The sequence below is a fragment of the Desulfocurvus sp. DL1XJH-121 genome, from assembly GCF_054819825.1.
In genome coordinates this window covers 183,017-200,651 of the sequence record NZ_JBTVWW010000001.1, presented here as the reverse complement: position 1 = coordinate 200,651, position 17,635 = coordinate 183,017, and the positions used below count along the sequence as shown (strand labels likewise).

17 protein-coding genes are annotated in these 17,635 nt (G+C 69.0%); 11 read left to right on the top strand and 6 right to left on the bottom strand.

All coding sequences use genetic code 11. The features are described from left to right. The first annotated feature begins 7 nt into the window (after nt 1-7). The 8 genes from ACYYG1_RS00950 to ACYYG1_RS00915 all read left to right on the top strand — a co-directional run bounded on the left by ACYYG1_RS00950 (nt 8) and on the right by ACYYG1_RS00915 (nt 7,577). Nucleotides 8-919 carry a dihydroorotate dehydrogenase gene (locus ACYYG1_RS00950; protein ID WP_461208390.1) on the top strand — a complete coding sequence of 304 codons (912 nt, stop codon included), beginning with the start codon at nt 8-10 and terminating at the stop codon, nt 917-919. A 92-nt stretch (nt 920-1,011) separates the two neighbouring features. Beyond that, nucleotides 1,012-1,458, top strand: a complete 447-nt coding sequence (locus tag ACYYG1_RS00945) for a DMT family transporter (protein ID WP_461208389.1) — start codon at nt 1,012-1,014, stop codon at nt 1,456-1,458. Between the two features lie 193 nt (nt 1,459-1,651). Then, the gene (locus tag ACYYG1_RS00940; protein WP_461208388.1) at nt 1,652-2,440 is read left to right on the top strand and encodes an AsmA family protein; all 789 of its coding nucleotides are present in this window, start codon (nt 1,652-1,654) and stop codon (nt 2,438-2,440) included. Between the two features lie 125 nt (nt 2,441-2,565). Then, the gene (locus ACYYG1_RS00935; RefSeq protein ID WP_461208387.1) at nt 2,566-3,504 is read left to right on the top strand and encodes a lysozyme inhibitor LprI family protein; all 939 of its coding nucleotides are present in this window, start codon (nt 2,566-2,568) and stop codon (nt 3,502-3,504) included. Nucleotides 3,505-3,705: 201 nt separating this feature from the next. Beyond that, complete coding sequence (locus ACYYG1_RS00930) at nt 3,706-4,821, top strand: GGDEF domain-containing protein (protein WP_461208386.1); 1,116 nt, start codon at nt 3,706-3,708, stop codon at nt 4,819-4,821. Nucleotides 4,822-4,986: 165 nt separating this feature from the next. Continuing rightward, complete coding sequence (locus tag ACYYG1_RS00925; RefSeq protein WP_461208385.1) at nt 4,987-5,943, top strand: metal ABC transporter solute-binding protein, Zn/Mn family; 957 nt, start codon at nt 4,987-4,989, stop codon at nt 5,941-5,943. A 4-nt stretch (nt 5,944-5,947) separates the two neighbouring features. After that, a complete protein-coding gene (locus ACYYG1_RS00920; RefSeq protein WP_461208384.1) occupies nt 5,948-6,775 on the top strand; it encodes a metal ABC transporter ATP-binding protein in 828 nt (275 codons plus the stop codon). Then, the gene (locus tag ACYYG1_RS00915; protein WP_461208383.1) at nt 6,768-7,577 is read left to right on the top strand and encodes a metal ABC transporter permease; all 810 of its coding nucleotides are present in this window, start codon (nt 6,768-6,770) and stop codon (nt 7,575-7,577) included. The genes ACYYG1_RS00920 and ACYYG1_RS00915 overlap by 8 nt, the downstream gene beginning before the upstream one ends. Nucleotides 7,578-7,581: 4 nt before the next feature. On the opposite strand, the gene ACYYG1_RS00910 is transcribed toward ACYYG1_RS00915, so the two are convergent. Both ACYYG1_RS00910 and ACYYG1_RS00905 read right to left on the bottom strand, forming a co-directional pair. Beyond that, on the bottom strand, nt 7,582-8,715 hold the full coding sequence (locus ACYYG1_RS00910; protein ID WP_461208382.1) for a sensor histidine kinase: 1,134 nt from the start codon (nt 8,713-8,715) through the stop codon (nt 7,582-7,584). Nucleotides 8,716-8,807: 92 nt separating this feature from the next. Continuing rightward, nucleotides 8,808-9,440 (bottom strand): class I SAM-dependent methyltransferase, encoded by a 633-nt coding sequence (locus ACYYG1_RS00905; protein ID WP_461208381.1) that lies wholly within the window; start codon nt 9,438-9,440, stop codon nt 8,808-8,810. 181 nt (nt 9,441-9,621) lie between these two features. Here ACYYG1_RS00905 and ACYYG1_RS00900 point away from each other — a divergent pair, with 181 nt between their 5' ends. Continuing rightward, nucleotides 9,622-11,100 (top strand): dienelactone hydrolase family protein, encoded by a 1,479-nt coding sequence (locus tag ACYYG1_RS00900; protein ID WP_461208380.1) that lies wholly within the window; start codon nt 9,622-9,624, stop codon nt 11,098-11,100. Between the two features lie 9 nt (nt 11,101-11,109). Here ACYYG1_RS00900 and ACYYG1_RS00895 read toward each other — a convergent pair whose 3' ends face one another. Continuing rightward, on the bottom strand, nt 11,110-12,630 hold the full coding sequence (locus tag ACYYG1_RS00895; RefSeq protein WP_461208379.1) for a sigma-54-dependent Fis family transcriptional regulator: 1,521 nt from the start codon (nt 12,628-12,630) through the stop codon (nt 11,110-11,112). A gap of 316 nt (nt 12,631-12,946) precedes the next feature. Here ACYYG1_RS00895 and ACYYG1_RS00890 point away from each other — a divergent pair, with 316 nt between their 5' ends. Further along, nucleotides 12,947-13,309: a hypothetical protein gene (locus tag ACYYG1_RS00890; RefSeq protein WP_461208378.1), complete on the top strand. Its 363-nt coding sequence runs from the start codon at nt 12,947-12,949 to the stop codon at nt 13,307-13,309. A gap of 93 nt (nt 13,310-13,402) precedes the next feature. On the opposite strand, the gene ACYYG1_RS00885 is transcribed toward ACYYG1_RS00890, so the two are convergent. From ACYYG1_RS00885 to ACYYG1_RS00875, 3 genes are all read right to left on the bottom strand, one after another. Continuing rightward, entirely contained in the window at nt 13,403-14,380 is a 978-nt protein-coding gene (locus ACYYG1_RS00885) for a nucleoside recognition domain-containing protein (RefSeq protein ID WP_461208377.1), read from the bottom strand. Nucleotides 14,381-14,488: 108 nt separating this feature from the next. Beyond that, a complete protein-coding gene (locus tag ACYYG1_RS00880; RefSeq protein WP_461208376.1) occupies nt 14,489-15,430 on the bottom strand; it encodes a rhomboid family intramembrane serine protease in 942 nt (313 codons plus the stop codon). 882 nt (nt 15,431-16,312) lie between these two features. Beyond that, nucleotides 16,313-16,705 carry an FxsA family protein gene (locus tag ACYYG1_RS00875; RefSeq protein ID WP_461208375.1) on the bottom strand — a complete coding sequence of 131 codons (393 nt, stop codon included), beginning with the start codon at nt 16,703-16,705 and terminating at the stop codon, nt 16,313-16,315. Between the two features lie 176 nt (nt 16,706-16,881). Between ACYYG1_RS00875 and ACYYG1_RS00870 the strand changes: the two genes are divergently transcribed. Further along, nucleotides 16,882-17,613: a LexA family transcriptional regulator gene (locus ACYYG1_RS00870; RefSeq protein WP_461208374.1), complete on the top strand. Its 732-nt coding sequence runs from the start codon at nt 16,882-16,884 to the stop codon at nt 17,611-17,613. Nucleotides 17,614-17,635: the final 22 nt, after the last annotated feature.

Genomic DNA, 17,635 nt, shown 5'->3' with positions numbered 1-17,635 from the left:
GAATGATATGGATATGCGCGTGAACATGGCGGGTCTGGAGCTGTCCAACCCGGTGATGACGGCCTCGGGCACCTTCGGCTACGGCGTGGAATTCATGCGCTTCGGCGATCTCGCCAGGCTCGGCGGCCTGGTGGTCAAGGGCCTGTCCCTGGTCCCGCGCCGGGGCAACCCCATGCCGCGCATCGCCGAGACCCCGGCGGGCATGCTCAACGCCATCGGCCTGCAGAACATGGGCGCCGAGGCCTTCGTGGAGAAGCGCCTGCCCATGCTGCCCTGGAAGGACACCGCTGTGGTGGCCAACATCTACGCGGGCTCGGCCGCCGAGTTCGGCGAACTGGCCGCGTATCTCGCGCCCCACGAGGGCCTGGCCGCCCTGGAGGTGAACATCTCCTGCCCCAATGTCAGCTCCGGGGGCGTGCTCTTCGGCCAGGACCCGGCCATGGCCGCCGAGGTCACCCGCGCGGTCAAGGACAACGCGGGCGGCAAGCCGGTCATCGTCAAGCTGACCCCCAACGTCACGGACATCGCGGACATGGCCCGCGCCGTGGCCGACGCCGGGGCCGACGCCGTGTCCTGCATCAACACCCTCTCGGGCATGGCCGTGGACGCGCGCAGGCGCAGGCCGCGCCTGGCCAACGTCATCGGCGGCCTGTCCGGCCCGGCCATCAAGCCAGTGGCCCTGCGCTGCGTGTGGCAGGTGTCCCGGGCCGTGGACATCCCGGTCATCGGCATCGGCGGCATCGCCTGCGCCGAGGACGTGCTGGAGTTCATTCTGGTGGGGGCCACGGCCGTGCAGGTGGGCACCTCCAATTTCATGCGCCCGGACTTCGCCTTCCGCCTGGTGGACGAGGTGGCGGCCCTGGCCGACGAGCTGGGCATCACGAACTGGGATGAATACCGGGGTTCGCTCCCAGTCTAGCAGCTCACTGTTTTTCAACGGTCTGCGCACAATGTTTTTGTGACAATCTGATAGCCCGTTCGCCGCGAATCTTTCACTCTACGGATAATTCCATGGACGCTCTTTTCATCCTCCTGGCCGTGGCCGCCGGGGCCACCGCCCCGGTGCAGGCGGGCATCAACGCCCAGCTCCAGGCCTCCTGGGCCCGGACTCCGGTGCTGGCCTCCCTGGTCTCCTTTTTCGTGGGCACCGTGGCCCTGGCCTGCTACGTGCTGGCCACGCGCGAGCCTCTGCCCGGGTTGTCCGGCATGGGCCAGGCGCCCTGGTGGCAGTGGACCGGGGGGCTCTTGGGCGCATTCTTCGTGACCATGACCATCCTTCTGGCCTACCGCCTGGGCGGAGCCACCCTGTTCTCCCTGGTGGTGGCCGGGCAGCTGGCCGCCTCCCTGGTTCTGGAGCATTACGGCCTGTTGGGCTACGCCGCGCATCCCGTGAACTGGCAGCGCCTTGCGGGCGCGGCGCTGGTGGTGGCCGGGGTGGTGCTGGTGCGCAGGTTCTAGCCTCCGGGGGCGTCCGCGCGCTCCGCATTTTCCTCTTTTCGCAGCGGCGCGCCGGGGATTTCGCCTACGCCCCCGGGAGCCCGCCCGCGCGGTTCCCTTTCGCCCTCCCCATGGTGTACACTGTCTCCGCAAACAGGACGCCGCAGCGGGCGGCGGCGCGATCAAATCGGTGCATCAATCGGGAGGATGTTTGATGAAAAAGCTCCTGCTATGGGGCGGGTTGGGGCTGGTGCTCCTTGTCGCCGGGGTCATCGTGGCCACCGTCATGTCCATCAACCCCATCGTGGAAAAGGCCGTGAACACCTTCGGCCCGGACCTGCTCGGGGCCAAGGTCCACCTGGACAAGTCCGACCTGTCCATCTTTTCCGGCCAGGGGACCCTGAGCGGCCTGTTCGTGGGCAACCCCAAGGGCTACGAAACCGAGAGCGCCCTGCGCCTGGGCTCCGTGAGCGTGGCCGTGGACAAGGCCTCCCTGGCCACGGACCGCATCGTGATCAACGACATCACGGTCACGGCCCCCAAGATCACCTACGAGCTGGCCGGGCGCGTCTCCAACCTCCAGGCCCTGGCGAACAACGTGGCCGGGGTGGCGGACCGCGAGGGAGCCGCCGAGGCCAGCCGGGGCCAGGCGGGCAAGGAGGAGCCCGGGAGCAAGCAGAAGATCCAGATCGACAACCTGCTCATCGCCGGCGGCGAGATCAGCCTGTCCGTCAAGGGGCTGGGCGGCAAGGCCATGACCGTGGCCCTGCCGGACATCCGCCTCACGGGCATCGGCAAGGACGAGAAGGGCACCTCCCCGGCCGAGGCCTTCGCCCAGGTCATGGCCGCCGTGAGCAAGAGCGCGGGCGGCGCGGCCACGGGCGCGCTGGGCGATCTGGGCAAGACCCTCGAACAGGGCGTGCAGGAGCTGACCAAGGATCCCGAGGGCCTCAAGAAGGGCGTCGAGGACCTGGGCCAGGGCCTCAAGAAACTGTTCCAATAGCCGGGCCCACGGCCCGAAACCAGCATACCGGTCCGGGGCCGGGCGGCGTGGCCGTCCGGCCCTTTTTGCCCCGCGCGGGGCGCGAGGCTTCCCATTACTTCAGGGATGTGGCAAGGGTGGGCACTATGTACGCCCCCTTTGTCCCGATCCGTACGGCCCTCGCGGCCCTGGCCTGCGTCCTGGTCCTGTGCCCTGCGGCCCTGGCCGGGAACCAGGCCCACGGGCCGGCGGACTGCGGCGGGGACATGAGCCCGGCGGACCGCATGCTCTGCGAGAACGTGCAGCTGGACGCGGCGGACAAGGCCATGGCCCGGCTGTACACGGAGCTCATGGGCTCACTGGACAAGGACGCCGGGGCCATGCTGCGCGCCGCGCAGGAGGCCTGGATGGCCTATCGGGACGCCAACTTCGGCATCTTCTCCTCGGCGGCCTCGGCCAGGGGCCAGGAGGGGCTGGTGCAGCAGGTCCACGCCATGCGCCTGGCCACCGAGGCCCGGGTGCGCGAGCTGCGGGAGCTTGCGGGCCTGCTCGACGAGGGCGGCATGCTGGCCGGGGGGCCACAGGCCCCGCCCGCGCCCCTCGAGGCCGAGGCGAGCCCGGCCCCTGGGCCCGAAAAGCCCGCATCCCCTGCGCCCGAGATCCCCGAGCCCGACACGGCAGACCTGCCCAAGACCAGGATCAAGAGCGACGAGGGCCTGGCCGACCTCTTGGGCGAGCATGGCCTGCGCCTGCAATGGCTGGCCGGGGCCGCGTCCGGCAGGGCGGTGGTCCGCGACCGGGACGGGGTGCTCCTGCTTTCCGGCAGCCAGCGCAAGGGGGACGACGAGCTGCTCGTCCAGGGCCACATCCAGAGCGTGGGGCGCGATTCCTTCGTGCTCAACGGCAGCCTGACCACGCGCATCGGCTTCCTGAACGACGGCGAGCCCTGCGTGCGCAAGGGCGTGATGCGTTTCGCGCGCAAGGGCGGCAGGCCGTTCTGGCGCATGCAGGGCATCGTCAATCCCTGTTGCGGGGTCAGCGACTACGTGGACCTGTACGTGCCCCCTCCCGTGCCCGGGGACTGAGCCCGCCTTGGCCGCGTGCGCAACGCCGATGCGCGGCTCCCGTGTTCGATCCTGATCCGTCTCCACACCGGACCGCCCGGCCTGGAATCCCGGCTCGCCGCTGTCGGACGGCATTTTTTCCATGTCGACTCTCTGCGATCCTGGACGATGCAGGTGTTTGTGGATATGCCAGGGCAATATTCTATAGACAAAAGGATTGCCGTGGCCCGCTTCACACTGTTCGGCGAATTCCCGGACCGGGAGTCCGAGGACGCGTTCCAGATCGCGCATTGGCCCGAGACCAGCAGGAAGATGTGCTACGCCTGCGCCATTTCCGCCCTGGTCTACCTGGGCGCGGTGAGCATCGACTATACCGTCCTGGGCGTGGGGCCCAGGCTGGGCGTCATGGCGGGGGGGCGGTTCCTGGTCAGCCTGTTCGGGGCGGCCGCCATGCTCTTCACCCGCCCCGGGCCCCGCGACGCCCGGGCCCTCGGGTGGGCGCTGTGCGCCTACATGCTTTCCATCCTGCTCTGCGAGACCCTGGAGCTCGTGGTCAAGGTGGACACCCTCGACCTGAGCGGGGCTCCGGCCTGCGCGGTCATCCTGCTGACCTTCTATTTCATGGCCCCGCCCAAGGCGCTGCCCACCCTCGCCGCCTGCTGGCTGGGAAGCCTGTGCTTCGTGCTCACCACGGCGTTTCTGACCTCGGTGCCGGTGGACCAGGTCTGGTATGTCGGGCTGACCCTCTGCCTGGTCAACGCGTTCGGGTACATCTCCCTGACGCGCTACGAGCGGGCGCGACGCAGCGAGTTCCAGGCCGTGAGCCACCTGAAGATGTTGGCGGAAATCGACACCTTGACCCAGGTCTACAACCGCCGCAAGGTCCTCCAGCTCGGGGAACGCATGTTCATGGAAGCCCGGCGCTTCAACGATCCCCTCGCCGTTCTTTTGCTGGACGTGGACCACTTCAAGGCCATCAACGACCGGTACGGGCACGGCGGCGGCGACGCCGCCCTGCAGGCGGTCACCGGGCGATGCGTGGAGCAGCTGCGCGAGGTGGATGTCTTCGGGCGGGTCGGCGGCGAGGAATTCATGGCCCTGTTGCCGCACACGGGCATCCGGCAAGCCGCGGACATCGCCGAACGCCTGCGCGAGTCCGTCCGCGCCGCGCCCGTGGCCATCGGCGACGCCGCCGTAACCATGCGCGTCAGCATCGGCGTCGCACAGCTGTCGCCCGAAACGCCGACGCTGGATTCGCTCATCCACGATGCCGACCTGGCATTGTATGAAGCCAAAAAGTCAGGGCGCGACAGGGTCTGCGCCCGCGCCGCCTCTTAGGCTTGACAATTTTCCCGCCGCGCTGCATTCGCTTGTTGCAAGCAGCTGAGAACGGTTTTCAATTGCCGGGGGCCCGCCATGAGCACGGGACGCCGCGGCGCCGGCATTGACAGACGCCGGAATCGGCTTAGAATTCCATCTTTCAGCACAAGTTTGGAGGATGTCGTGAAACGCTTGGCCGTTGTGTTTGTTTTTGTCCTGTTGGCGTGCGTTCCCGTGGCCCACGCCGCGGGCCTGGGCGTGGCCGTGTCCATCGCCCCGCAGGCCTGGTTCGTGCGGCACGTGGCCGGGGATCTGGCCGAGGTGACGGTGATGGTCCCCCCCGGGGCCTCGCCCCACGGGTTCGAGCCCAAGCCGGGGCAGATGCGCGCCGTGGCCCGGGCCGACCTCTACCTGGCCCTGGGCCTGGGGTTCGAGGAGGCCTGGCTGCCGCGATTCCTGTCGGCCAATCCAAAGCTGCGTGTGGCCCGCATGGAGGCTGGCATCCACAGGGTTCCCATGGAGCCCGCGCACCACGATGAGCCGCGCCGCGAGGCCGGGCAGCACCGCGAGCCCCCCCAGGGACCGCCCCCGGGCCATGGCGGCCACGAGGCGGAGCACGGCCCCGAGGGGCACGCGGAGCACCACCACGGCGGTCTGGACCCCCACGTCTGGCTGTCTCCCGAGCTGGCCAAGACCATGGCCCGCAACGTCCGCGACGCCCTGGCCCAGGCCGACCCGGCCCATGCCGGGGCCTACGACGCCGGGCTGGCGCGGACCCTGGCCGAGATCGGGGCGCTGCAGGCCGACCTGCGCGCCGAGCTGGCCGGGGTGCGAGGCCGGACGTTCATGATCTTCCATCCCTCCTGGGGCTATTTCGCCCGCGAGTTCGGGCTGCGCCAGATGGCCGTGGAGGCCGGGGGCCGCGAGCCCAGCGCCCGCGAGCTGGCCTTCCTGGTGACCCTGGCCCACGAACACGGCGTGCGCACCGTGTTCGTGCAGCCCCAGATGTCCTCGCGCGCGGCCAGCATGCTGGCCGACGAGCTGGGCGGCGACGTGGCCGAGGCCGATCCCCTGGCCCCGGACTGGGTCGCGAACCTGCGGGCCGTGGCCCATCGCCTGGCCTCGGCCATGGGGGATTGAGCCCATGGCCGAAGCGGTGATCGAGGTCCGCGAGCTGAGCTTCGCCTACGACGGCGGGCCCAGGGTCCTGGACAACGTGCGCCTGACCGTGCACCGGGGCGACTACCTGGCCGTGCTCGGGCCCAACGGCGGGGGCAAGACCACGCTTCTGAAGCTCCTCCTGGGGGCGCTCAAGCCCACCTCGGGCAGCGTGAGCGTGCTGGGCATGGAGCCCGGCCGGGCCGTGTCGCGCGTGGGCTACATGCCCCAGGACATCCACACCCGGAATTCCCTGCCCATGACCTGCCTGGACGTGGTGCTCACGGGCCTGCGCGGGCGCGGGTTCCGCTGGTCCGCCCGCGAGCGCGGGCTGGCCCTGGCCGCTCTGGAACGCGTGGGCGCGGAGGAGCTGGCCGGGCGTCTGGTGGGCGGCCTGTCCGGGGGCCAGCGCCAGCGCGTGCTCATCGCCCGCGCCCTGGTCGCGGACCCGGAGATACTGTTCCTGGACGAGCCCACGGCCAGCGTGGACGCCCAGGGCCGCTGCTCGCTCCTGGACCTGCTGGGCGAACTGAATCGCGAAATGACCATCGTCTACGTCAGCCACGATCTGTCCGTGGTGGCCAGCGGGGCCCACTCCGTGGCCTGCGTGAACCGCAACGTGCATTTCCACCCCCGGCCCGAGATCACCCGCGACATGCTGGACGTGATGTACGGGGCCGGAGCGGGGGCCTGCCCGGTGGAGGTCTTCACCCACGGCGACGTGCCCCACCGCGTGGTGCCCCGCCACGGCGCGCCCGGGTGCTGCCCGGACCGCGAGAACGGACCGGAAGACGGGGAGGGCGGCCATGCTTGAGGCCCTGTCCTTCGAGTTCATGCGCAACGCGCTCATGGCCGGGGTCCTGGCCGGGGTGGCCTGCGGGGTCATCGGCTCGCTGGTGGTGGCCAACCGCATAGTGTTCCTGGCCGGGGCCATGGCCCACGCGGCCTACGGCGGGGTGGGGCTGGCCTTTTTCATGGGCTGGCCCGTGCTGCCCTGCACCATGGGCTTCACCGTGGCCGCGGGCGGGGTCATGGCCGCCGCCACGGTGCGCGACATGGGCGGGGCGGACCGGGCCATCGGCGCGCTCTGGGCCGGAGGCATGGCCCTGGGCATCCTGCTCATGGACTTCACCCCCGGCTACAACGCCGACTTGATGAGCTTCTTGTTCGGCAGCATCATGGCCGTGCCCCGGGCCGACATCTGGCTGATGTGCGGGCTGGACGTGGCCGTCGTCTTCCTGGTGCTGTTTTTCTACAAGGATTTCGTGGCCCTGTCCTTTGACCGCGAATACGCGCGCACCCGTGGCGTGCCCGTGGCGGCCCTGCACTTCCTGCTCCTGACCATGGTGGGGGTGTCCGTGGTGATGATCATCCGGGTGGTGGGGCTGATCCTGGTCATCGCGCTGTTGTCCATCCCGCCGGGCATGGCCCTGCGCCGTACCCGCTCCCTGCTGTCCATGATGCTGGTCGCCACGGTGCTGGCCGTGGCCTTCTGCCTGGCCGGCCTGGCCCTGTCCTACGCCCTGGACGTGACCTCGGGCGCGGCCATCATCGCCGTGGCCGTGGCGGCCTACGGGCTGGACGCCCTGTGGCGGCGCCTGGCGCGACGGGCCTGAGGCCCTACTGCAGGGGGAAGCGGATCACGAAGCACGCGCCGTCCTCGACCTCGGCGCTGATCTCGCCCTTGAGCTGCTCCACGAGATTGATGACCAGCTGCATGCCCAGGGTCTCGGTCTTGCGGTAGTCCAGGCCCGGGGGAAAACCCACCCCGTCGTCGGCCACGGTCATCACGGCCGCGGGCCCGTCCCTGCGCAGGGTCACGGAGATGCGGCCCTGGTCTCGGCCCGCGAAGGCGTATTTCATGGAGTTGGTCAGCAGTTCGTTGGCCACCAGGCTGCAGGGGATGGCGATGTCCACGGAGATGAACAGCTCGTCCAGGTCCAGGTCCAGCTCGACCTGGGTCTGCCCGCCCCGGTAGGACTGCACCAGGGACCGGGCGATGGTCCGCAGGTAGTCCTGGTAGTCGATGCGCGCCAGGTCGTCGGACTGGTAGAGCTTCTCGTGCACCAGGGCCATGGAGCGCACCCGGTCCCGGCTCTCCACGAACAGGGCGCGGCTTTCCGGGTCCGTGATCTGCTGGGACTGAAGGTAGAGCAGGCTGGAGATGATCTGCAGGTTGTTCTTCACCCGGTGGTGGATCTCCTTGAGCATGACCTCCTTTTCCGCCAGGGACTGGCGCAGGCCCTCCTGGGCCTTTTCGCGCTCGGCCACCTCCTCCTTGAGGACCTCGTTGGTGTCCATGAGCTCCCGGGTCCGTCGCCGGACCTCCTTCTCCAGACGTTCCTGGTGCCGGTCGCGCTCGCGCAGGAGCTGGCGGCGCTCCAGGGCCCTGTCCACTGCGTACTCAAGCACGGCCATGTCCTGGATGGGTTTGGTCAGGTAGTCCCACGCGCCCAGGCGCAAGGCGTCGATGGCGTCCTGGAGCACCCCCGTTCCCGAGACCACGATGATGGGCGTCTGGGGGCTCTCGGCGTTCACCGCCTTGAGCACGTCCAGGCCGTCCACCTCGGGCATGCGCAGGTCCACCAGGATCAGGTCCGGCTCCCGGTGGCGGAAGACTTCCAGACCCTCGCGGCCGTTGACGGCCTGGATCACGCGGTAGCCGCTGTCCTCCAGGTAGCCCTTGAGGGTCTCGCGGATGATTTCCTCGTCGTCGATGGTCAGGATCAGGGGGGCGCGGTTGGTTTCGTGCATGGCGTGCTCTCGGTTGGTGCGGGATCGGTCCAGGTCGGGATGCTCCGGTACGGTACACCACTGTTTCGCATCGCGTCAAAAAAGATCGCGCGTCAAGGGGCGTCGTCGGCCCGTTTCACGGCCAGGACGTGCAGCCAGGATTCCCCGGCGCGCTCGGCGCGGGTGTCCGGGACGCTGGCCGTGCGCAGGAGTTCCAGCTCGGGGCGCGCGGCCATGAGGGCGCGTATGCGGTCCTCGTCATAGCGCCACACGCGCAGCACACCGTCTTTGAGGTAGCCGCCCCGGCCTTGCTTCAGGGACATGAACAGCACGCCCCCGGGCCGCAGCGCAGCGCCCAGGCGCTCGAGGGCCGCGCCCATGTCCCGGGGCGCGACGTGCAGCAGGCTGGCGTTGGCGAACACCCCGTGGAAGCGGGCCTCGTCCGCAAGCTCCAGGACGGATCCCACGCGCACGGCGAGGCCGGTGCGCTCCCCGGCCAGGCGGGCCATCTCCGGCGAGGCGTCCAGGGCCTCCACCCGGTAGCCCTGTTCCAGGAAGTGCAGGCTGTCGCGGCCGCCGCCGCAGCCCGCGTCCAGGATGCGCCCGCCCCGGGGCACCAGGGGCAGGAACGCTTCGTAGGCCCGCTCCATGGGCAGGCGGGCGGTCTGCTCGCAGAAGTCCCGGGCGTGGCCGTCGTACCAGGCCCGGGCGTCGCGGAGCACGGTCTTGGCATCCGGTGCGTCCATGGGGATTGTGTACATCGTGCGCGCCACGCCGTGCAACAGGGCAATCGCGCCCCGGACGGGCAGGCCCGGCTTCGCCCGGCTTCGCCTACCCAACTCCTCGGAATCGGGTGTGATTCGCCAGCCCCGCATTGGCCTTGGGCGTCCAAACCTGCTACCATCGGCGCGGACCCGGAGGTGGGCTGTGCGGGTGTTGTGCTTCGTCCTTTCCCTGCTGTTGCATGCGGGCGTCGTGAGCCTGGGGCTGTACCTGGCCGTGCAGTTTCCCCTGGCCCGGACCGTGGGCCTGCCCGTGTACCGGGTGGACCTGGTGGACCTGTCGCCCGAGCCCGCGCCGACCCCCGAACCGCCGCCCCCGGCCGGGCCGCAATCCGAAAAGCCCGAACCGCCCCCGCCATCCGTGCCGAGCTCCGCGAAGCCCGTCGCCCGCCGCGCTCCCGCGCCCCGGCCCGCGCTGCGCCCCGCCGCGCCCGCGCCGCAGGCCCCCGCTCCCGCGCCCCCGGAGCGCGGGCGGTTCATCAGCCCGCGCATGGACCCCAACGTGGGCCTCCTGGAGCAGATGGCCGCGAGCAACGCCAGCGAAGCCCCGGCCCTGGGCCTGGCCGAGACGACGTCCGAGGGCGACGGCTCCATCCGCGTGGCCGGAACCCACGGATTCGCCACCTTCGCCGACACCTTCGGCCTGGACATGTGCGGGGCCGACACCTTCGCGCCCGAGGAATACTTCGGGCACTACCGCGTGGGCGCGGAGCAGTTCGTGAGCGTCATCGACGGCCTGAAGGAGCATGTGGGCTTTCTGTTCTACGACTCGCGCACCGGTCTGTTCCGGCGGCTTACGCGCGTCTCGGGCATGATCTTCACCTACGGCCCGGGCTTTTCCAGGGCCTCGCCCGTGGCCGGGTCCGTGACCGTCCTGCCCAAGAAGGACCGCTACAACAACGAGCACATCGCCAAGCCCAACCAGCTCATCTGGCTGCCCGAGGATCCGCCCATGCGCTACGGGACCCTGATCCGTTTCCAGGAGCGGGAGGTGCGTTTCGAGAGCGACGGGCTGGAGCTGCCGGGCACCCTGGTCATCCGGCCCGAGGGCCGCGACGCGCCCGGGGTGGTGCTGGCCTTCTGCTCGGGCTGCGTGCCGCGAGAGCGGATCATGGGCTTTGCCCGGGCCCTGGCCCTGCGCGGCCTGGCCGTCCTGGCCTACGACGCGCGGCCCTGTGCCCGGGCCCTGCCCGAGGGGCCGGGAGGGTTGCGGCTGCTGGCCGGGGACGCCCTGGCCGCGGTGCGTTTCCTGCGCGCCCAGCCCGGGGTGCTGGCGCGGCGAGTCGGGCTCTGGGGCCGGGGCAACGGCACGCGCGTGGCCCTGGCCGCGGCCATGGACGAGGGCGCGGACTTCGTGGTCCTGGGCTACGGCCCCGAAGATTCCGGCCCGCCCCCGGACGGGGCGGACGCCGCGCGGGTGCGCGTGCCGAGCCTGTGGCTCTTCGCCGGGCCCGGGGAGATGTGGGAGGCGGCGACCAAGGCCCTGGACGCCTCGCGGGCAGGGCGTAAGGCCGTGCTCCTGCCCGATCTGCCCGAGGACCGGGACCCGGACCTGAACCGGGCCAAGCCCCTGGCCCTGCGCTTCGGCGCCGTGGCCGGGCCCTGGATACGGGAAGGGTTCTGAACCGGGGGATCAGTCCGGAATCTTGCGGATGCCCAGGCGCTTGAGCCGGGAGTCGAAGGTCGAGCGCTGGAGGCCCGCCTCGCGGGCCGCGCGGCTGATGACCCAGCGGTGCTTGGAAAGCAGGCGGCGGGCGTATTCCCGCTCCATGTCCTCCCAGGATCCCGGCTCGAAGGGCAGGGCGCCCTGGGGCATGGCCGCGTCGCCGTCCCCGTCCACGGGCGCGGGCGCGTCGCGCACGGCCTGGGGCAGGTCGTCGGGGTGGATGTCCGGGGTGGAGCTGGAGACCAGGATCAGCTTGACCATGTTCTCCATCTCCCGGACGTTGCCGGGCCAGGGATAGGCCAGGAGCAGGTCCATGGCCTCGGGGGACACGGTCTTGGGCTCCATGCCCAGGAGCACGGACTCCCGGCGGATGAAATGCTTGAGCAGGTAGGGGATGTCCTCGGGCCGCTTGCGCAGCGGCGGCACCACCACTGGAAGGACGTTGAGGCGGAAGAACAGGTCCTCGCGGAACTCGCCCTCGTCCATGGCCCGGCGCAGGTCCTTGTTGGTGGCCGAGATGATGCGCACGTCCACGCGCTTGACCGTGTTGCCGCCCAGGGGCTTGATTTCGTTGTCCTGCAGCACGCGGAGCAGGGCGGCCTGCAGGTCCGGGCTCATGTCCCCGATCTCGTCCAGGAACACGGTGCCGCCCTCGGCGGCCTCGAACAGGCCCCGCTTGTCCCGGTAGGCCCCGGTGAAGGCGCCTTTGCGGTAGCCGAAGAGCTCGCTGGCCAGGAGCGTGCTGGGGATGGCGCTGCAGTTCTGCACCAGGAAGGGCTTGGCGCTGCGCGCGCTCAGGCGGTGGATTTCGCGCGCCAGGACCTCTTTGCCCGTGCCGGATTCGCCGGTGACCAGCACCGGGTAATCGTTGCGCGCGAAGCCCCGGGCGTGGCGCAGGGAGGTCTGGAAGGCCAGGCTGGGGCCCGTGACGATGCCCTGGCCGGACATGATGGCGATGGTCCGCTTGAGTTCCCGGTTTTCGTTGACCTGTGAGGAGAACTCCACGGAGTTGGACAGGGCGATGGAGCCGATGTCCACGAGGTTCTGGAGAAAGTCGAGATATTCGTCAGAGAGGTTCATGGTTTTTCCCTCGCTGGACGTATCGATAACTTCGATGACCCCGTACACCGAGGAATCCTTGAGGAACAGCGGATAGGCCAGGATGCGCGAGCTCTTGACGGAGAAGTCCTCCTCCACCTGCTTGAAGTGGCGTTCGTCGCGGCCCACCTCGGCCACGGTCATGCGTCCGTTCTGCATGACCCAGCCCACGATGCTCTCCTTTTCCTCGGGGATGCGCATGCCCTTGATGCCTTCGCTCTCCGCGCCCACGGCCTCCAGGCACGTGTAGAACCCCCCGTCGCGGATCCAGATGGAGCCGCGCTCCACGTTCTGCAGCTCCAGGAGCAGGAGCAGGAACTTGAGCAGCAGCTTCTGCGGCGAGTTCTCGCCGGACAGGAGCTTGAAGAAATTCAGGTGGCGGATGCTCATGGGCTTGCCGAGGGCTGTGAATGAATTGTTCGCGTCGGGCATGATGACGACATATCGCGATTCTTTCGGGATTTCAATATTTGGAAGGCGAGTATTTGTGGTTTTTCTTTTGCTGTTCGGAGAGTCGATAAGGGATAACGGAAACGGGCGGGAACCGCCAATGGGTGCATAGGGTGTGAAAATCCCTGGCCCGCAAGAGAATCGTGGCGAGACGCCGGGCGAAACCAATTTCGAGTTCAGGAAACTACCGGAGATAATTTAGTTTTGGCATGGCGATTGCTTAAAATGGCCGAAATCTGTGCTTGGGAGTTGCCATATGAGTCTCGTCTACAAATTCCGCCTGACCAAGCTGTTGCACGACCAGGTGCAAGTCTCCGGGCAGCATGTGGATAGCGTGCTGCGCTCCTGGACCGAAAAAGACTACAAGCATCTGTGCGAGTACGTCACCCAATGCACGGGCGTTGTGCCCAAATACGTCGCCCGCCTGTCCCGGCTGTGCGGCCTGAGCCCCCAGGGCGTCGTCATGGACATCCTCGGCGCGCAGGCGCCCCAGGCGTCCGCCGCCGGGGGCGATGGCTCCTACGGTGTTGCCGAAGGCCTCGGCTATATTCCGGACGACAGCGTGGAGCGCTACGCATTTCTGCAAAGCATCGTCAGGGGGCGTGAAAAGGCCATCTAGTTCGTCCTGGCCCGATAGGGCTTGAAACGGGCAGCGACCATGGACGCTGCCCGTTTCTTTTTTGCGAAATATCGTCAACCTGCCGCTATGGCGTCAGGTGGCGGCGGGCATGAGAAACCTGTCGAAAACTTTTCGGGGCAGGCGGGCCACGACGCGCACCAGGACGATCATGAAGACCAGGGTGAAGGCCAGCCGCCCCCAGAAGATGCCGTTGAAGTTGGCCCCCAGCATGAGCACCAGCATGGTGTCCTCGATGAGCGCGTGGGCCAGGCCCATGAGGCTCAGGGAGTTGAACACGTCCCGCCTGCCGATGGTGCCCTTGTCCACCTCGTTGATGATCAGCCCGCTGCCGTAGGACAGCCCCAGGGTCAGCCCGGCCACGGTCACGGCCGAGGCCTCGGGGCCGATGCCGATGCGCCGCAGCACGGGCTCCAGGATGCGGCCCATGAGCCTGGTCACGCCCAGGCCGTCCAGGACCTTCATCATCAGCATCAGGGCGAAGATGATGCCGAAGATGGCCAGCAGGTTGCGCGCCTCGCCCAGGGCCCAGGCCAGGTGCGTGGCGGGCGGGGCGTCCGGGGTCCAGAGCACGGCCCCGGGCTGCTGCAGCAGGCCGAAGCCCGAGAACACCAGGTGCATGCACAGCCCGCACAGAAGCGCGGCGCCCACGCGGATGGCCCCCTGGGCCAGGAGCCCCGGGCCGCAGAGGCGCGCGATCTTGAGCTCCACGGGCAGGCCGTGGGCGATGAGCAGCATCACCGAAAGCACCGTGATCTGCGCCACGCTCAGGTTGGCCGTGGGCGCCAGGGAGACGAACACGGCCATGGCCCCGTAGATGGTGTTCACCAGGCCCGTGGCCCAGACCAGGCCCATGCTGGCGGGCAGGCCCACCAGTTCCATGACCGGGGCCAGGGGCAGGGCCAGATAGGAGATGAGTCCGAATTCCTTGAGCAGCTTCACCGCCACGATCACCGGGATCATGACCCGCATCAGCTTGAGGCAGACGTCCACGGACTGGCGAAAGGACTCCTTCACGCCCCCCAGGACCAGGGAAAATGAGACAGAACGCATGAATTCTCCAAGGCTGTGATGCCCGCCGCCGTTCCCCGGCGCCTGGGCGTTGAATCCAGTGCCTACACGTTCCGGAAACGGAAATCCAGATGCGGCGGGAGGGGATTTTCAGGCCGTCCAGGCAAGGCTCCAGGCCGCGAGAAGCAGGCCCAGGGCGGCGAGCCCCATGAGGCGCGAGGCCCAGCGTCCCGGCGGGCCCAGGCGCAGGGCGGCGAGCCCGGCGGCGAGGCCCAGGGGCAGCCCGGACAGAAAGCCGAACAGGTGTGCGCCCAGGTCCGTGCGCCCGTCCCCGGTGCCCAGCATGCCGAGCAGGGCCAGGCCGGCGGCCAGGGGCACGCCCGCGCTGCGGAAGTCGGGCCGTCCGCGGCGGACCATGGCCAGGGCGGCCAGGGCCCCGGCCACGCCGAAGACCGCCGTGGACGCGCCAATGCACAGATGCCCGGGGCCGCGCATCCAGGCGTTGACTAGGTTGCCCAGGGTCCCCGAAGCCATGAACAGCAGCCAGGCCGGGCCGAACCCGGCGGCCCGGCACAGGCAGGCCACCAGCACCCCGCCCAGGACGGCATTGGCCAGGAAATGGGCCGGATCGGCGTGCAGGGTCAGGGCCGTGGCCGCGCGCCAGACCTCGCCCCCCAGGATCAGGGCGGAGTCGGCCGCGCCCCGGGACATCCAGCCCTCGGGGTACAGGCCCAGGCCCGGCAGGGGGCTGGTGGTGATCATGTAGTGGACGAGCCCCAGAAGCATGACCACGGCCACGCCCCAGGCCTCGGGCGAGCGGGGCCGCGGCGGGGGCGGGGCGGCGGAAGCGTCGGCCCGGGGCGGGTTTTCCTCTTCCCAGGCCCGGATCTCGTCCAGGGCGCGGGCCAGGTGCGCGGCGGGCACCAGCACGCGCCAGCCCGGGTTCTGGCGCAGGGTGCGGCTGGGGATGTTCCCGGCCTTGAGCACCAAGCCCCAGTCCCGGGCCGTGGCCTCGCTGAGGCCGCTGCCGAGGTCGGTCCAGGCCGAACGGCCGGGGTCCGGGCGGTGGGTGTCGTGGTGTTCGGTGGGCATGGGGGTCCTTTGGGGTGTTGGGGCAGTATAGGGGGCGGGGAGGCTGGGTTGCAAGGGGTAGCAGTGGGAGGGTCGTAACGCAAAACCAACCGTGCCCACCCGCTCTCCCGCCGCGTTCCGCAACAGGTATGATGGGGTGGTTTTGGGGAGGGGCTGTAGTGCCGCGGGCGCGCGGCGCGGGAGAGGCGCGCTCCCTTCGAAGGATTTCCCCCGCCGCGCGGCTTCGCCGCAGGGGCGGGACAAATCCAGGCGGTCGCGAGCCTCTCCCGCGCCACGCGCCGGGGCACGGATAGAAAGCCTCCCGATCCGAGAACGCGACGGGGAAAAGGGAAAAGTATTCTACCTGATGATGGGGACGCGGGCTGAAATCATACTTGGCCCCATGGTGTAGTGCTATTTACGATGCTGCCCCACCTGCTCCCCAAGCCCCGGCGCGCTGCCCGGCGCAGCGGCCGTGATGGAAATCAGAGAAGCGGAGCAGGGCTCGTGCGACGGGGCGGCATCACCTGTGCCGCGACACGAGGGGAAGAATCATTGAAGGACTGTTCCACCGCCACGATCCAGCGCCCCATGCGGGCACGGGAGGCTTCGCTTCGGGGGTTGCCACCCAGGTCGCTACGCCCCCCGTGCCCGCATGGGGCGCGCCGCGTCACCTGCAATCATTCCCGACAAACCAACGCCCTACCCGCGAGGGAGCGCGGCGGGTGGGGAGGGAGGGAACCGTTGGTTTTGCACCACGAACAAACGACGTCGCGTCCGCCCTTGAAAAGAGCAAGACCAATAGCCGCCGCCCCGGCTCCCCGCGTTTCCACGGCAGGCAGCCAGCCCCATCATGCAAAGCCCAAGGTAATGGAATCCAATTGAGAAGCGGCGTCTCCGCCCCTAGCGATGAATAATCGTAATCGTCCCGCCCCGCGCCATCTGCTCCAGCTTTCTGCGCAGGAGGTCCCGCAATTTCGCCCGCACCGGCGGGATGAGCAGCAATATCCCCGCCAGGTCCGTGGCGAAGCCCGGCGTGAGCAGCACCACCCCGGCCACCAGGATCAGGGCCGCGTCCACCATCTCCGCACCCGGGGGGATGCCCCGGGCCATGTTCTCGCGCATGCGGGCCAGGACCCCGGCGCCCTGGGCGCGGGCCAGCCAGGCACCCACGAATCCCGTGAGCAGGACCACGGCGATGGTGGCTTCGGCCCCGATGAAGGAGCCGACCTTGATGAGCAGGTAGATTTCCAGCACCGGGATCAGGGTGAAGGCCAGGAAAAGGCGCAGCAGCATGGCGGTATCCGTTGGGTTGAGGGCTCGCTGAAGGGGCCGGGGCCAGCATGACCCAATTGGCCCGCCTTGGGAAGCGTCTTGTTTTTGTGACAATGTTCTATTTTGCTTGACTTGGATTCGATATTTTGAGACACGATTCCTGCAACGTCAAACACGACAACAGGAGAGAGCGACAAATGCCCGCACGATCACACAAGAAAGCGCAGCCCCAGCCCCAGCCCACCGCCGAGGGCTTCGGCGCCGCGCAGATCATCGCCCGCATGATGCAGGCCCTGAACCTGACCACCCAGAGCGCCCTGGCCGAGGAGCTGGGCGTGAGCCGGGGCGCGGTGTCCGACGCCAAGTGCAAGGACAAGATTCCGGCGGAGTGGATGCTCAAGCTGTTTCGGGGCCACGGGCTGAACCCGTTCTGGATGGAGACCGGGCGCGGGGCCATGTACCTGGACCAGGGCACCGTGCGCGAGAATCTGCCCTCGGGCGGCGCGGACGGCGAGGGCTTCGATTTCGTGCCCATGGTGGACGCTCGCCTTTCCGGGGGCGGGGGCAGCCTGGAGACCAGCGACCGCGTGGTGGGGTACTACGCCTTCCGCCGCGCCTGGCTGGGCAGCCGGGGCAGGATCGACGCCATGCGCCTGATGCGCGTCACGGGCCAGAGCATGGAGCCGACTCTGGAGGACGAGGACGTGGTGCTGGTGGACCTGTCCCAGCGCGACATCCTGGCGGGCAAGATATACGCCGTGCGCATGGACGACGAGATCGTGGTCAAGCGCCTGGAGAAGAAGCCCGGGACCCTGGTCCTGGTCAGCGACAACCGCCGCTTCTACGACCCCCTGGAAGTGCAGCTCAGCGAGCAGGTGAACCTGGAGGTGGTGGGCCGGGTCATCTGGATGGCCCGCGAGATGATGTAGCGGGTCGTTGATAAACACAGGC